The organism is Pseudomonas sp. C9-3, from assembly GCF_032392015.1.
GTDB lineage: Bacteria > Pseudomonadota > Gammaproteobacteria > Pseudomonadales > Pseudomonadaceae > Pseudomonas > Pseudomonas nitroreducens.
This window is the reverse complement of record NZ_CP135919.1, coordinates 1,821,212-1,834,953: the sequence shown is the minus strand read 5'-3', so window position 1 is coordinate 1,834,953 and position 13,742 is coordinate 1,821,212. Positions and strand designations below refer to the sequence as shown.

Genomic DNA, 13,742 nt, shown 5'->3' with positions numbered 1-13,742 from the left:
CGAGGCGCACTCAGGCTTCTTTCTCGCAATTGATCATCCACGGCACCCCGAAGCGGTCTTCCACCGCGCCGAACAGCTCGGCCCAGAAGGTCTGGTCCAGCGGCATGGTGACCTTGCCACCCTTGCCCAGGGCGTCGAAGAGGCGCCGCGCCTCGGCCTTGCTATCGACATTGAGGGTGATCGACACGCCCTTGATCCCTTCGTACTGGCCGCACTGGGGCGAGGCATCCGAGCCCATCAGCACATGGCCGTCCACCTCCAGGCGGACATGGATGACACGGCTTTTCAGCGCCTCGGGCATGTCCTCGCAGCCCGGCGCATCGGAGAAGCGCATCAGCGCCGGCAGCTCGGCGCGCAGCACCTCGGCGTAATAACGGAAGGCTTCCTCGCAGTTGCCATCAAAGACCAGGTAGGCATTCATCAACATGGCGGTGTCCTCCAGATTCAGGATTTGCTGGCGATTTCGGCGCGCAGGCGTTCTTCCTGCTCGCGCAGTTCCGGGGTGAATTCGGCGCCGAAGTCCTCGGCCTCGAAGATCTGCCGGATTTCGATCTCGGACTCACCATCGAAGGGATTGGGCGAGCGCTTGACCCAGTCGATGCACTCCTGCAACGACGCGGTCTGCATGATCCAGAAGCCGGCGATAAGCTCCTTGGTTTCGGCGAACGGGCCGTCGATCACCTGCCGCGAAGCGCCATCGAAGCGCACCCGCGCGCCCTTGGCGCTGGGGTGCAGCCCTTCGCCCGCCAGCATCACCCCGGCCTTGACCAGTTCTTCGTTGAACGCCCCCATGGCGGCGAGCAGTTCTTCCTTGGGCATCACACCCGCCTCGGAGTCGGCGGTGGCTTTGACGATCACCATGAAACGCATGGGTTTTCTCCTCTTGTCATTCTCTTGTAATTGCCAGCGTGGCGGCCGGTTTCATCCGGTTCCTGACAAATAGTCGAAGGGCAGGACGGCAGATCGACAGGCCGGGAAAATTTTTTTAATGATGCTGGGCGGGCTCTGAGCATAGGCCGGCAGACGAGCGCCAGAGAGCCATATGAGAAATTTCACTATGGACGAACAAAGTCGGCACCATTACAACGTGCCTCCCGCTACCCGTGAATTCGAGACATGCAAGTCCAACTGATCCCGGTCGTCGAGCTGTTCTACCCGGTCGGGTCAGTTCCCACGCCCGCCACAGGCCCCTACTGGGAACATGTGGACAGCTGGCAGGACTACCAGTCACGGAGCCTGCTGGCCAACGGGTTCAGCCCCGGTCTGAAGCCGTATCGAGCAGGCGCGGCCCTCTACCGGCTGGCAGAAATGAGCGAAGAGGACATCGCTCAACTGGCCAGCCTGCACTGCGCCGGGGGGCTGCAGATTTCCGGCGACTGGGAACAGGTGTGCCCGCTGTCAGGCGGCTATGTTCTTCGCCTGGACAACAGCGATCTCTTCTATCCGCAATGTTGCAGCGACCTGCGCGACCTGCAGAGCTGGCGGCAGATCGCCCAGGGGAAAGGCCGATACCTCTACAGTGGCCATCCTTCCCCGGTGATCCGTATCGAGCGAGGCACCATTACCTTCGACTTCAGCGAAGGCGACATGGGCGAAGCCTTTGCTCCGCCACCCGCGCGCTCCTCGGCATCCTTTCCACTGGTTGGTCTGGCAGTAGCCGTACAGACTGCCGAACTCGAACTGCAAACCTTCGCTGTACGCCTGGAGCGGCTGAACGCCGAGCGCCACCTGAACATTCCCAACATCCGGGCCCTGCTCCTCTAAGAGCCACAGTCGGAGGCTGGACAGCCCCGCCGGCACTCCCTAGATTCAGACCTTTTCGCACGACACGGAGCATTGCCCCATGAGCCTGGAATCGGTTCGCGCCTTCTTCGCCGAAAAGGCCCCCGACATCGCCATCATCGAGCTGGAAACCAGTACCGCCACTGTCGCCCTGGCCGCCGAGGCCCACGGCGTCGAGCCGGGCCGCATCGCCAAGACGCTTTCCCTGCGCGTCGGCGAACGCACCGTGCTGGTGGTGGCGCGTGGCGATGCGCGGCTGGACAACCGCAAGCTCAAGGACGCCTTTGGCGGCAAGGCCAAGATGCTCGGCGCCGAGGAAGTCGTGGAGTTGACCGGCCACCCCGTAGGCGGGGTCTGCCCGTTCGGCCTGGCGACGCCGTTGCCGGTGTATTGCGATGTGTCGTTGCAGGCGTTCGATGAGGTACTGCCGGCGGCCGGCGCGGTCCACAGCGCTGTGAGGATCGGGCCGCAGCGCATGGCAGAGCTGGTGGCGGCGGACTGGATCGATGTCTGCCAGGAACTGGCCTGAGATCGGCGCTGCCAGCCTGGTTCGCGAGCAAGCTCGCTCCTACAAGAAATCCATCGGCGCTGAACCGTAGGAGCGCGCTTGCTCGCGAACATCGTCCCCCTACCGACAGAATCCCCGCTGCGCCGTCGCTGTTGCTCCAGCAACACTCGCCCAACACTTTGCTGTTTGCCCAGCGTCTCAACTGTTGGCGAAAAACACCAAACCATTGATTTACAAGACTTTTAAATTCCGGCACAGCTTGTGCAATGACCTGGACAGACAGGCCCGAATACCGGGCCGCTTCATCTGCCCCGAGGTCGCTGTACTGCCATGTCCCAACTCCCCGAATCCGCCCACTACGACATCCGTGAGCCGAACGCCCAGGTAATCGCCTCCGACGCCGAGGCCATCGACGTCGCCCACAAGGTCGCTGCCTTCCTGCTCGAAGGCGCCGCCGAGCGCGACCGCAACCGCGAAGTCCCGCCGGAAGTCGTCGAGCTCTACTCCAACAGCGGCCTGTGGGGTATCACCGTGCCACGCGCCTTTGGCGGCGCCGAGGTGTCCTACGCCACGCTGGCGGAAGTCATCGCCATCATCTCCGCCGCCGACCCGTCGCTGGGGCAGATTCCACAGAACCATTACTGCCTGCTGGAAGACATCCGCCTGCAGGGCAGCGACGAGCAGAAGCACTTCTTCTTCAACCTCGCGCTCAAGGGCAACCGCTTCGCCAACGCGCTGTCGGAAACCGGCGGCAAGACCGTGCAGGACATCCAGACCCGCCTGCGCCGCGACGGCGACCATGTCGTGCTCGACGGTCGCAAGGGCTACTGCACCGGCTCGCTCTACGCCCACTGGCTCGGCGTGCTGGGCCTGGACGAACAGGGCAACGCCCAGCTCGCCTTCGTCCCACGCGGCACGCCGGGGCTGGTGATCGTCGACGACTGGGCGAGCATCGGCCAGCGCACCACCTCCAGCGGCACCGTGCTGGTGGAAGGCCTGCGCGTGCCGGCGTTCAACGTCTTCCCCACCCACCGCTCCTACGACGTGCCGACCCTGGCCGGCCCGTTCGCGCAGATCACCACCGCCGCCATCGACGCCGGCATTGCCCGCGCTGCGCTGCGCGACACCATCGCCTTCGTCCGCGAACAGGCGCGCCCGTGGATCGACGCCGGCGTGGAGAAGGCCAGCGAAGACCCGCTGACCATCATTCAGGTCGGTGAATTGGGCATCCGCATCGAAGCCGCCGACGCCCTGCTGGAGCGCGCCGGCAAGGTGATGGACGCCGCCCGCCCGGCGCCGGACGAAGACAGCGTGGCCCGCGCCTCCGTTGCCGTGGCCAAGGCCAAGGTGCTGACCACCGAAGTCGCCATCGACGCCGCCAACAAGCTGTTCGAGCTGGGCGGCACCCGCTCCACCCTCGCCCGCCACGCCCTCGACCGCCACTGGCGCAACGCCCGCGTGCACACCCTGCACGACCCGGTGCGCTGGAAGTACCACCTCGTCGGCAACTGGCTGCTGAACGACAAGCGCCCGCCGCGCCACGACTGGAACTGAGGCCATCGCCATGAGCAAGCAGATTCGCCTCAACGCCTTCGCCATGAACTGTGTCGGCCACCTCTCGCCCGGCCTCTGGCGCCACCCGCGCGACCAGCAGGCCGCGCGCTACACCGACATCCACTACTGGATCGAACTGGCGAAAACCCTGGAACGCGGCAGGATCGACGGCCTGTTCCTGGCCGACGTGCTAGGCGTCTACGACGTCTACCACGGCAATGCTGACGCCGCGCTGAGCGCCGGCGCCCAGGTGCCGGCCAACGACCCGCTGCAGATCGTCCCGGCCATGGCCGCGGCCACCGAGCACCTGGGCTTCGGCATCACCGCCTCGGTGTCGTTCGAGCACCCGTTCCCGTTCGCCCGGCGCATGTCCACGCTGGATCACCTGACCCGTGGCCGCGCCGGCTGGAACATCGTCACCTCCTACCTCAACAGCGGCGCGCGCAACCTGGGGCTGAAGCAGCAGCTCAACCACCAGCAGCGCTACGCCCTGGCCGCCGAGTACCTGGAGGTCTGCTACAAGCTCTGGGAAGCCAGCTGGGACGATGACGCCGTGGTCGCCGACCGCACGAGCGGCGTCTACGCCGACCCTCGCAAGGTCCACCCCATCGAGCACAAGGGCGAGCACTTCGAGGTGCCCGGCTTCCACCTCAGCCAGCCATCGCCGCAGCGCACGCCGGTGCTGTACCAGGCCGGCGCCTCCAGCCGCGGCAAGGCCTTCGCCGCGGGCAATGCCGAGTGCGTATTCGTCGCCGCGCCGACCAAAAACATCCTCCGCGACCAGGTGGCCGACCTGCGCCGCCTCGCCGTGGAGGCCGGCCGCCAGCCCGGCGACGTGCTGGTGCTCAACCAGCTCACGGTGATCGTCGCGCCGACCGATGCCGAGGCGCTTGCCAAGCTGGAAGACTACCGCCAGTACAGCGACCGCGAAGGCGCCCTGGCGCTGGTCTCCGGCTGGACCGGCATCGACTTCGGCCAGTACGCGCCGGACCAGGTGTTGCGCCACGTACAGAGCGACGCCATCCAGTCTGCGGTGGACGCCTTCAGCGCCGCCGACCCGCAGCGCCAGTGGACCGCCGCCGAGATCGCCGACTACTGCGCCCTGGGCGGCGATGGCCCGCTGCTGGTGGGTTCGCCGCAGACCGTGGCGGATCAGTTGCAGGCCTGGGTCGAGGAAACCGACGTGGACGGTTTCAACCTCTCCAGCCTGGTGGCGCCGGAAACCTTCGTCGACATCGTCGACCTGCTGGTGCCGGAACTACAGGCGCGCGGCCTGTTCAAGCGCGAGTACGAACAGGGCACGCTGCGCAACAAGCTGTTCGGCCAGGGCGACCGCCTCGGCGCTTCGCACCGCGCCGCGAAGCTGCGCAGGGGCCGCGAATGATGGACGGCTGGTTCCGCAACCTCGACTGGCACGACCTCGGCCAGGCCTGCCTGGACACCCTCGCCATGCTCGGCGGCGCGCTGGCCTTCACCGTGCTGCTGGGCCTGCCGCTGGGCGTCCTGCTGTACCTCACCGGCAAGCGCCAGCTGCACGAGAAACCCGGCCTGTACCGCGCCCTGTCGGTGGTGGTGAACATGCTGCGTTCGTTGCCGTTCATCATCCTGCTGATCGTGCTGATCCCGGTCACCACGCTGGTCACCGGCACTTCGCTGGGCGTGCCCGGTGCCATTCCGCCACTGGTGGTGGGCTGCACGCCGTTCTTCGCGCGGCTGGTGGAAACCGCCCTGCGCGAAGTCGACCGCGGCCTGGTGGAAGCCACCCAGGCGATGGGCGCCAGCACCTGGCAGATCATCTGGCACACGCTGCTGCCGGAAGCCCGCACCGGGCTGATCGCTGCCGTCACCGTGACTGCCATCGTGCTGGTGGACTACACGGCGATGTCCGGCGTGATCGGCGGCGGTGGCCTCGGCGACCTGGCCATCCGCTTCGGTTACCAGCGTTTCCAGACCGACGTGATGATCATCACCGTCGCCCTGCTGATCCTGCTGGTGCAGGCCCTGCAGATGAGCGGCGACCGCCTGGTGGCGCGCTACACCCGGCGCTGAATTCCCCGCCCACTCCCTCTCCGGGAGCGGCACCCAGAACACCCGCCGGCAGCCGGGCCCCGCTGCCATCAAGGCCCCACGTCCACACCACGACGGCCCACCCACTGAAGCCCCAAGGAGCAACACCCATGAAAAAGGCCATCGCCATTCTGGCGGCCGTCGTCGCCTTCTCCGCCCACGCGGGGGAGAAACTCGTTGTCGGCGCCACCCCGGTGCCGCACGCGGAAATTCTCGAGTTCGTCAAACCGGAACTGGCCAAGGAAGGCGTCGACCTGGACATCAAGGTCTTCACCGACTTCATCCAGCCCAACCTGCAGCTCGCGCAGAAGAACCTCGACGCCAACTACTACCAGTACCGCCCGTTCCTCGATGACTTCAACAAGACCCGCCACACCGACCTGGTGCCGGTGGTGGGCATCCACATCGAGCCGTTCGGCGCCTACTCCACCAAGTACAAGTCCCTCGCCGAACTGCCCGACGGCGCCAGCGTGGCCATCCCCAACGACCCGGTGAACACCGGTCGCGCCCTGGTGCTGCTGGCCGAGAGCGGCCTGATCAAGCTCAAGGACCCGAGCAACCCGCAGTCCACCGAGCGCGACATCACCGACAACCCCAGGCACCTGAAGATCCGTGAACTGGAAGGCGCCCTGCTGGCCCGCGCGGTGAAGCAGGTCGACCTGGCGTTCATCTTCGCCAACTACGCGCTGGAAGCCGGCATCGACACCAAGAGCGCGCTGATCGTGGAGAAGGGCAAGGACCTCTATGCCGAGTTCCTGGTGGCGCGTCCGGACAACATCCAGGACCCGGGCATCCAGAAGCTGGCCAAGGCGCTGAATTCGCCGGAGGTCCGCCAGTTCATCCTGACCCGCTACAAGGGCGAGATCGCACCGGCGTTCTAAGCGCCCCCGCGTTTGTCCTGTAGGAGCGAGCTTGCTCGCGAACCTTTCGGCCCCGCACCAGGGTTTGTTCGCGAGCAAGCTCGCTCCTACGAAGAGCTGCTCCGTCACCACAGGAAACCGCATGACCAACGAATCCGCACCCAAGGACCTTCGTGACCAGGCGCCCCGGCTACTCCCGGCGCGCCGTATCAGCAACGACGCCCAGGCCATCGAAGCCGCCCACGAAGTGGCCCGCCTGGCGAAACCCGGAGCCGCCGCCCGCGACCGCGAGCGCGCGCTGCCCTGGAGCGAACTGGAACACTTCACCGCCCTCGGCCTCGGCGGCATCAGCATTCCCCGCGAGTACGGCGGCGCGCAGGTTTCCTACGCCACCGTCGCCGACGTCTTCCGCGTAATCTGTGCCGCCGACCCGGCACTGGGGCAGATCCCGCAGAACCAGTTCGGCCTGCTCAACGTCATCGACAGCGTCGCCAGCGAGGCACAGAAGCGCGTGCTGTTCGGCGGCGTGCTCAACGGCCGGCGCATCGGCAATGCCGGGCCCGAGCGCAATACCAGAAACACCCTCGAACTCAAGGCGCGCCTGCTGCGCGATGGAGACAACTTCCGCGTCAGCGGCGAGAAGTTCTACTCCACCGGCGCGCTGTTTGCCCACTGGGTAGCGGTGAAGGCTATCGACGAGGAAGGCCGCGCGGTCATGGGCTTCGTCGAACGCGGCGTGGATGGCCTGAGCATAGTCGACGACTGGTCCGGCTTCGGCCAGCGCACCACCGCCAGCGGCACCGTGCTGCTGGATAACGCACCCGTCGCCGGCTCCCTGGTGATCCACAACGGCCGCCTGGCCGACATCCCGAACATCCAGGGCGCCGTCTCGCAATTGATCCAGGCCGCCATCGACGCCGGCATCGCTGCCAACGCCCTGGAAGACGCCATCGACTTCATCCGCACGCGCACTCGCCCCTTCATCGACGCGAACGTCGAGCAGGCCAGCGACGAGCCGTTCACCCTCTTCGAGATCGGCCGCCTGCAAGTCGAACTGCACGCCGCCGAAGCCCTGCTGGAGCGCGCCGGGCACATCCTCGACGAAGTCAGCGCGCGGCCCATCGACGACGAGTCCGCCGCCCGCGCTTCCATTGCCGTGGCCGAGGCCAAGGTGCTGACCACCGAGATCAGCCTGGCCGCCAGCGAAAAGCTCTTCGAACTGGCCGGCAGCCGCGCCACCCTCGCCGAATTCAACCTCGACCGCCACTGGCGCAACGCCCGCGTGCACACCCTGCACGACCCGGTGCGCTGGAAGGTCCAGGCAGTTGGCGCCTACCACCTCAACGGCGCCCGCCCGGCGCGTCATTCCTGGATCTGAGGAGCGCCGATGAACAGCATCGTTTTGTCCAACCCAGAGCTGGCCAATCCCGTCCATATCATCCGCAGCGACGACGAAGCTCTCGACGTCGCCCGCGCGCTGGCCGCCGACTTCAGCGCAGGCGCCATCGCCCGCGACCGCGAGCGACGCCTACCGTGGGACGAACTCGAGCGCTTCAGCCGCTCCGGCCTGTGGGGCATCACCGTGCCGCGCGAGTATGGCGGCGCGGGCGTTTCCCGCGTCACCGTGGCGCGGGTGATCGCCATCATTTCCGCCGCCGACGGCTCGCTGGGGCAGATTCCGCAGAACCATTTCTACGCCGTCGAACTGCTGCGGGTGAATGGCAACGACGAGCAGAAAGCCCGCCTGTTCGCCGAGGTGCTGGCCGGCGTGCGCTTCGGCAATGCGCTGGCGGAGATCGGCACCCGTACCGCCCACGACCGCACCACGCGCCTCAAGCGCGAGGACGGCCGTCTGCGTATTCACGGCCGCAAGTTCTACTGCACCGGCGCGCTCTACGCGCAGCGCATCCCGACGCTGGTGATCGATGACAATGGCCAGCAGCAGTTCGCCTTCATTCAGCGCGACACTCCGGGCGTCGAGATCATCGACGACTGGTCCGGCTTCGGCCAGCGAACCACCGGCAGCGGCAGCGTGGTGTTCGATGGCGCGCAGGTCAGTGAGGGCGACATTGTCTCGTTCCAGGCTGCCTTCGAGCGCCCGACCACCGTTGGCCCGTACGCGCAGATTCTGCACGCGGCCATCGATGTCGGCATCGCTCGGGGCGCTTATGAAGACACGCTGACCTTCCTGCGCGAGAAGGCACGACCGTGGATCGATTCGGGCGTGGACAAGGCCAGCGATGATCCGCTGGCGATCAACGAGGTGGGACGCCTGGCGATCCGCCTGCATGCCGCCGAAGCGCTGCTGGATCGCTCTGGCCGAGTGCTCGACGCAGCCACCGCCGAGCCGACTGCCGAAAGCGTTGCCGCCGCCTCCATCGCCGTGGCCGAGGCGCGGGCGATCACCACGGAGGTCTCGCTGCTGGCCGGCAGCAAGCTGATCGAACTGGGCGGCAGCCGCGCCAGCCTCGCCGAGCTGGGCCTGGATCGCCACTGGCGCAACGCCCGCGTGCACACCCTGCACGACCCGGCGCGCTGGAAGTATTTCGCGGTGGGCAACTACTACCTCAACGGCAAGCTGCCGCCGCGCCGGGGGACGTTGTGATGCCCCGCGCCCTACCTGCCTTTCGTAGGAGCGAGCTTGCTCGCGAACAGTCCTTGCGCCCGATGGTTCGCGAGCAAGCTCGCTCCTACAGGGCCTCTGCCAGCGAGGATTTCCCATGAGCCAGAAACAGATTCTCCTCAACGCCTTCAGCATGAATTGCGTCGGCCACATCAACCACGGCCTGTGGACTCACCCGCGCGACCGCTTGACAGACTTCAACAAGCTCAGCCACTGGACCGACCTCGCACGCCTGCTGGAGAAGGGCCTGTTCGATGGCCTGTTCCTGGCCGATATCCTCGGCGTCTACGACGTCTACCAGAACGGCATCGAGCTCACCGCGAAAGAAGCCATCCAGCTGCCTGTGAACGACCCGCTGATGTTGGTCTCGGCCATGGCAGGCGTTACGCAAAACCTGGGCTTCGGCGTCACCGCCAACCTCACCTACGAGGCGCCCTACCCGTTCGCCCGGCGGCTTTCCACCCTCGACCATCTGAGCGATGGCCGGGTCGGTTGGAACATCGTCACCGGCTACCTGGAAAGCACCGCCCGCGCCCTGGGCCAGGACCGGCAGATCGACCACGACCGCCGCTACGACCGCGCCGACGAATACCTGGAGGTGCTCTACAAGCTCTGGGAAGGCAGTTGGGAAGACGACGCGGTAATTGCCGACCGCGAGCGCCGCGTCTACGCCCAACCGGGCAAGGTGCACAAGGTCCGCCACCACGGCGAGTTCTTCGACGTCGAGGGCTACCACCTCAGCCAGCCCTCACCGCAGCGCACGCCGCTGCTGTTCCAGGCCGGTGCGTCGAACCGCGGGCTGGCCTTTGCCGCGCGCCACGCCGAGTGCGTGTTCGTCTCCGCGCAGACCCGTGAGGCCACCCGCGTGCTGGTGGACCGCATCCGCCAGGCGGCGGTCGATGCTGGCCGCCGGGCGGACGACATCAAGGTGTTCATGGGCATCAATGTGATCGTCGCACCGACCGAGGCCGAGGCGCGCGACAAGCTCGCCGAGTACCGCCGCTTCGCCAGCGCGGAGGCGGGTCTTGCGCACTTCGCCAGCACCACCGGCATCGACTTCTCGCGCTATGCGCTGGACGAGCCGATCCGCTACGAGAAGACCAACGCCATCGAGTCCGCCACCAAGGCCCTGACCGTCGCCCGCACCGACGCCACCGTGCGCCAGCTGCTCGAGCAACTGGCCCTCGGCGGGCGCTACACCACGCTGGTGGGCAATCCGGTGCAGGTCGCCGATGAGCTGCTGGGCTGGATCAACGATGCCGGGCTCGATGGCTTCAACCTGACCCGTACCGTGGAGCCGGAGAGCTACGCCGACTTCATCGAATGGGTCGTGCCCGAACTGCAGAACCGTGGCGCCTACAAGACCGCCTACGCCGACGGCACCCTGCGGGAAAAACTCTTCGGCGCCGGCCGCGCCCGACTGCCCGCGCGGCACGTCGGTGCGAGCTATCGCCAGGCAACCGCCACTGGAGCGACTCCAGCCTTCTCTCTTTAAAGGCCATCAGGCTCTAAAACCTATAAGGACTCGTTGCCATGCATGCACGCCTCAAACTCACCCTCGGCCTCTCGCTGAGCCTCCTTGCCGCCGGCCTCGCCCAGGCCGCCGACACCCTGCGCCTGGGCACCACCGCCGCCTTCGCGCCGCCGCTGGAAGTGGCGGTGAAGGAAGCCGCCCAGCAAGGGCTGAAGGTCGAACTGGTGGAATTCACCGACTGGAACGCGCCGAACATCACCCTCGACCACGGCGACATCGACGCCAACTACTTCCAGCACACGCCCTTCCTGGAGAACGCCAACCGCGAGGGTGGCCTGCACCTGAAGGCGTTCGCGCCGGGGATCATCAACAACGTCGGCCTGTACTCGACTCGGTACAAGGCCATCGCCGACCTGCCCGAGGGTGCCAAGGTCGCCATCGCCAACGACCCGATCAATGGCGGCCGCGGCCTGCAGCTGCTGCAGAAAGCCGGGCTGCTCAAGCTCAAGGATGGTGTGGGTTACAAGGCGACCCTGGACGACATCGTGGCCAACCCGAAAAACATCCAGATCATCGAGCTGGAGGCCGTGCAGCTGGTGCGCGCGTTGGACGACGTTGACCTCGCCCAGGGCTACCCGCACTACATCCGTCTCGCCGGGACTATCGATCCGAACAGCGCGCTGTTGTTCGACGGCATCGAGAACAAGGAATACGTCATCCAGTTCGTCACCCGCGATGACTACAAGGACCCGGATGGCCGGCTGAAGAAATTCGTCGATCTCTACCAGCATTCGCCGCAGGTCCGCGCCGCGCTGGTCAAGGCCCACGGCTCGCTCTACCAGCCGGGCTGGCAGTAAGCGCCCCAGCGTTTACGTAGCAGCGGACTCCGTCCGCGATAGGTCCGCATCGCGCCCGAGGCCATCGCGGACAGAGTCCGCTCCTACAACGATTGCCGGACTCGCAAGCTTGCTTTCGTAGGGCGCATAACGCGCCAGCGTTATCCGCCGCATAGCAGCCGGCGGATAACCTGTTCCAGGTTATGCGCCCTACGTTCCTTGCCCCACATTTCAGGAACAGGCCCCACCATGGTCAGCTTCAACCGCAACCTCGAACTCGCCACCCAGCACATCGCCCTGCGCGGGCTGGGCAAGACCTACGCCGGCCACCACGGCCCGGTGGAAGCACTGAGCGACATCGAACTCTCCGTCCGCCGTGGCGAAGTGTTCGGCATCATCGGCCGCAGCGGCGCCGGCAAGAGCTCGCTGATCCGCACCCTCAACCGCCTGGAAAATCCCAGCGTCGGCCAGGTGCTGATCGACGGCGAGGACATCGGCGCCTTCGACGCCCAGCAACTGGTCGGCCTGCGCCGCCGCGTCGGCATGATCTTCCAGCACTTCAACCTGATGTCAGCCAAGACGGTGGCGCAGAACATCGCCCTGCCCCTGCGCGTGGCGGGGCTGCCAAAGGCGCGCATCGCCGAGCGGGTGGACGAACTGCTGCAGCTCGTGGGACTGCAAGACAAGCGCCACGCCTACCCGGCGCAACTTTCCGGCGGGCAGAAGCAGCGCGTCGGCATCGCCCGCGCGCTGGTGCACCAGCCGGAAATCCTGCTCTGCGACGAAGCCACCTCGGCCCTGGACCCGGAGAGCACCCAGGCCATCCTCGCGCTGCTGCGCGACATCAACCGCCGCCTCGGCCTGACCATCGTGCTGATCACCCACGAGATGGCAGTGATCCGCGAAATCTGCGACCGCGTGGTGGTGCTAGAACGCGGGCGCATCGTCGAGCAGGGCGATGTCTGGGAAGTCTTCGGCAACCCGCAGCACGAAGTCAGCCGCACCCTGCTCGGCTCGCTGCAGCAGCACCTGCCGCCGGACCTGCTGGCGCGCCTGGAACATCCGTCGGACGACGAAGTCATCCTCGACCTGCACTACACCGGCGTGCGCGAACAGGAACCCGACCTGCTGGCTATCGCCCAGGCCCTGGGCAGCCGCGTCAGCCTGCTGCACGGCGGCATCGAGCGCATCCAGGGCCGCGCCCTCGGCCGCCTGCTGCTGAGCGTTGCCGCCCCCGCCGCCAACGCACCGCAACTGCTCGAACGTGCCCGCGACGTCGCCGATCGCCTGGAGGTGCTCACCCATGCCTGATCGCTTGCTGCAAGGCTTGCTTGATACCTTGCTGATGATCGGCGCGTCCTCGGCCATCGTCCTGCTGGTGGGCATTCCGCTGGCCCTGGTGCTGGTCACCACCGGCCCCGGCGGGATCTTCCAGGCGCGCCTGGTCAACCAGGGCCTGGGCAGCGTGGTCAATGTGCTGCGCTCGATCCCGTTCCTGATCCTGATGGTCGCGCTGATCCCCTTCACCCGCCTGATCGTCGGCACCAGCTACGGCGTATGGGCCGCCGTGGTGCCGCTGACCATCGCTGCTACGCCGTTCTTCGCGCGCATCGCCGAAGTCAGCCTGCGCGAGGTCGACCACGGCCTGATCGAAGCGGCGCAGGCGATGGGCTGCCAACCCCGGCACATCATCTGGAACGTGCTGCTGCCCGAGGCACGCCCAGGCATCGTCGCCGGCTTCACCATCACCCTGGTGACCATGATCAACTCCTCGGCCATGGCCGGCGCCATCGGTGCCGGCGGCCTGGGCGATCTCGCATACCGCTATGGCTACCAGCGCTTCGATACCCAGGTGATGCTGACCGTGATCATCCTGCTGGTGGCGCTGGTGACGCTGATCCAGTTCGGCGGCGACCGTCTGGCGCGCTGGCTCAACAAGCGCCTGTGACGTTCGTCGGCTGAATCCAGCGAAGCCCTACTCCCACGTGGGTTGCGTCTAACCTGACTACACACCCGCCCCTCCGTGCCGCGGCACAGT

General features: G+C 66.6%; 14 protein-coding genes. 12 read left to right on the top strand and 2 right to left on the bottom strand.

What is annotated here, in order from left to right; all coding sequences use genetic code 11:
* Positions 1–10 precede the first annotated feature (10 nt).
* Together RS899_RS08335 and RS899_RS08330 are read right to left on the bottom strand one after the other, a co-directional pair.
* Complete coding sequence (locus RS899_RS08335; RefSeq protein WP_315809604.1) at positions 11–427, bottom strand: VOC family protein; 417 nt, start codon at positions 425–427, stop codon at positions 11–13.
* 17 nt (positions 428–444) lie between these two features.
* Positions 445–870 (bottom strand): YciI family protein, encoded by a 426-nt coding sequence (locus tag RS899_RS08330; protein WP_024765485.1) that lies wholly within the window; start codon positions 868–870, stop codon positions 445–447.
* A 246-nt stretch (positions 871–1,116) separates the two neighbouring features.
* Here RS899_RS08330 and RS899_RS08325 point away from each other — a divergent pair, with 246 nt between their 5' ends.
* The 12 genes from RS899_RS08325 (at position 1,117) to RS899_RS08270 (ending at position 13,652) form a co-directional block, all read left to right on the top strand.
* Positions 1,117–1,764: a hypothetical protein gene (locus RS899_RS08325; protein WP_315809603.1), complete on the top strand. Its 648-nt coding sequence runs from the start codon at positions 1,117–1,119 to the stop codon at positions 1,762–1,764.
* A 79-nt stretch (positions 1,765–1,843) separates the two neighbouring features.
* Positions 1,844–2,311, top strand: a complete 468-nt coding sequence (locus RS899_RS08320) for a YbaK/EbsC family protein (RefSeq protein WP_054907931.1) — start codon at positions 1,844–1,846, stop codon at positions 2,309–2,311.
* Between the two features lie 309 nt (positions 2,312–2,620).
* Positions 2,621–3,844: an SfnB family sulfur acquisition oxidoreductase gene (locus RS899_RS08315; RefSeq protein WP_315809602.1), complete on the top strand. Its 1,224-nt coding sequence runs from the start codon at positions 2,621–2,623 to the stop codon at positions 3,842–3,844.
* A 10-nt stretch (positions 3,845–3,854) separates the two neighbouring features.
* Complete coding sequence (locus tag RS899_RS08310; RefSeq protein ID WP_315809601.1) at positions 3,855–5,228, top strand: LLM class flavin-dependent oxidoreductase; 1,374 nt, start codon at positions 3,855–3,857, stop codon at positions 5,226–5,228.
* Positions 5,228–5,893 carry a methionine ABC transporter permease gene (locus RS899_RS08305; protein WP_045208070.1) on the top strand — a complete coding sequence of 222 codons (666 nt, stop codon included), beginning with the start codon at positions 5,228–5,230 and terminating at the stop codon, positions 5,891–5,893. Before RS899_RS08310 ends, RS899_RS08305 begins: the two co-directional genes overlap by 1 nt.
* A gap of 128 nt (positions 5,894–6,021) precedes the next feature.
* Positions 6,022–6,792, top strand: a complete 771-nt coding sequence (locus tag RS899_RS08300; RefSeq protein WP_315809600.1) for a MetQ/NlpA family ABC transporter substrate-binding protein — start codon at positions 6,022–6,024, stop codon at positions 6,790–6,792.
* Positions 6,793–6,913: 121 nt separating this feature from the next.
* On the top strand, positions 6,914–8,149 hold the full coding sequence (locus RS899_RS08295; protein ID WP_315809599.1) for an SfnB family sulfur acquisition oxidoreductase: 1,236 nt from the start codon (positions 6,914–6,916) through the stop codon (positions 8,147–8,149).
* Between the two features lie 9 nt (positions 8,150–8,158).
* The gene (locus RS899_RS08290; RefSeq protein ID WP_315809598.1) at positions 8,159–9,376 is read left to right on the top strand and encodes an SfnB family sulfur acquisition oxidoreductase; all 1,218 of its coding nucleotides are present in this window, start codon (positions 8,159–8,161) and stop codon (positions 9,374–9,376) included.
* A gap of 115 nt (positions 9,377–9,491) precedes the next feature.
* The gene (locus tag RS899_RS08285) at positions 9,492–10,889 is read left to right on the top strand and encodes an LLM class flavin-dependent oxidoreductase (protein ID WP_315809597.1); all 1,398 of its coding nucleotides are present in this window, start codon (positions 9,492–9,494) and stop codon (positions 10,887–10,889) included.
* 38 nt (positions 10,890–10,927) lie between these two features.
* Positions 10,928–11,725, top strand: coding sequence for a MetQ/NlpA family ABC transporter substrate-binding protein (locus RS899_RS08280; RefSeq protein ID WP_315809596.1), 798 nt, complete (start codon positions 10,928–10,930; stop codon positions 11,723–11,725).
* 228 nt (positions 11,726–11,953) lie between these two features.
* Positions 11,954–13,015 carry a methionine ABC transporter ATP-binding protein gene (locus tag RS899_RS08275; RefSeq protein ID WP_315809595.1) on the top strand — a complete coding sequence of 354 codons (1,062 nt, stop codon included), beginning with the start codon at positions 11,954–11,956 and terminating at the stop codon, positions 13,013–13,015.
* A complete protein-coding gene (locus RS899_RS08270) occupies positions 13,008–13,652 on the top strand; it encodes a methionine ABC transporter permease (protein WP_054907922.1) in 645 nt (214 codons plus the stop codon). Before RS899_RS08275 ends, RS899_RS08270 begins: the two co-directional genes overlap by 8 nt.
* Positions 13,653–13,742 lie beyond the last annotated feature (90 nt).

Excerpts from the sequence above, each read along its gene's own strand:
- RS899_RS08335 (WP_315809604.1), bottom strand. The coding sequence starts at position 427 with ATGTTGATGAATGCCTACCTGGTCTTTGATGGCAACTGCGAGGAAGCC.
- RS899_RS08330 (WP_024765485.1), bottom strand. The coding sequence starts at position 870 with ATGCGTTTCATGGTGATCGTCAAAGCCACCGCCGACTCCGAGGCGGGT.
- RS899_RS08325 (WP_315809603.1), top strand. The coding sequence starts at position 1,117 with ATGCAAGTCCAACTGATCCCGGTCGTCGAGCTGTTCTACCCGGTCGGG.
- RS899_RS08320 (WP_054907931.1), top strand. The coding sequence starts at position 1,844 with ATGAGCCTGGAATCGGTTCGCGCCTTCTTCGCCGAAAAGGCCCCCGAC.
- RS899_RS08315 (WP_315809602.1), top strand. The coding sequence starts at position 2,621 with ATGTCCCAACTCCCCGAATCCGCCCACTACGACATCCGTGAGCCGAAC.
- RS899_RS08310 (WP_315809601.1), top strand. The coding sequence starts at position 3,855 with ATGAGCAAGCAGATTCGCCTCAACGCCTTCGCCATGAACTGTGTCGGC.
- RS899_RS08305 (WP_045208070.1), top strand. The coding sequence starts at position 5,228 with ATGGACGGCTGGTTCCGCAACCTCGACTGGCACGACCTCGGCCAGGCC.
- RS899_RS08300 (WP_315809600.1), top strand. The coding sequence starts at position 6,022 with ATGAAAAAGGCCATCGCCATTCTGGCGGCCGTCGTCGCCTTCTCCGCC.
- RS899_RS08295 (WP_315809599.1), top strand. The coding sequence starts at position 6,914 with ATGACCAACGAATCCGCACCCAAGGACCTTCGTGACCAGGCGCCCCGG.
- RS899_RS08290 (WP_315809598.1), top strand. The coding sequence starts at position 8,159 with ATGAACAGCATCGTTTTGTCCAACCCAGAGCTGGCCAATCCCGTCCAT.
- RS899_RS08285 (WP_315809597.1), top strand. The coding sequence starts at position 9,492 with ATGAGCCAGAAACAGATTCTCCTCAACGCCTTCAGCATGAATTGCGTC.
- RS899_RS08280 (WP_315809596.1), top strand. The coding sequence starts at position 10,928 with ATGCATGCACGCCTCAAACTCACCCTCGGCCTCTCGCTGAGCCTCCTT.
- RS899_RS08275 (WP_315809595.1), top strand. The coding sequence starts at position 11,954 with ATGGTCAGCTTCAACCGCAACCTCGAACTCGCCACCCAGCACATCGCC.
- RS899_RS08270 (WP_054907922.1), top strand. The coding sequence starts at position 13,008 with ATGCCTGATCGCTTGCTGCAAGGCTTGCTTGATACCTTGCTGATGATC.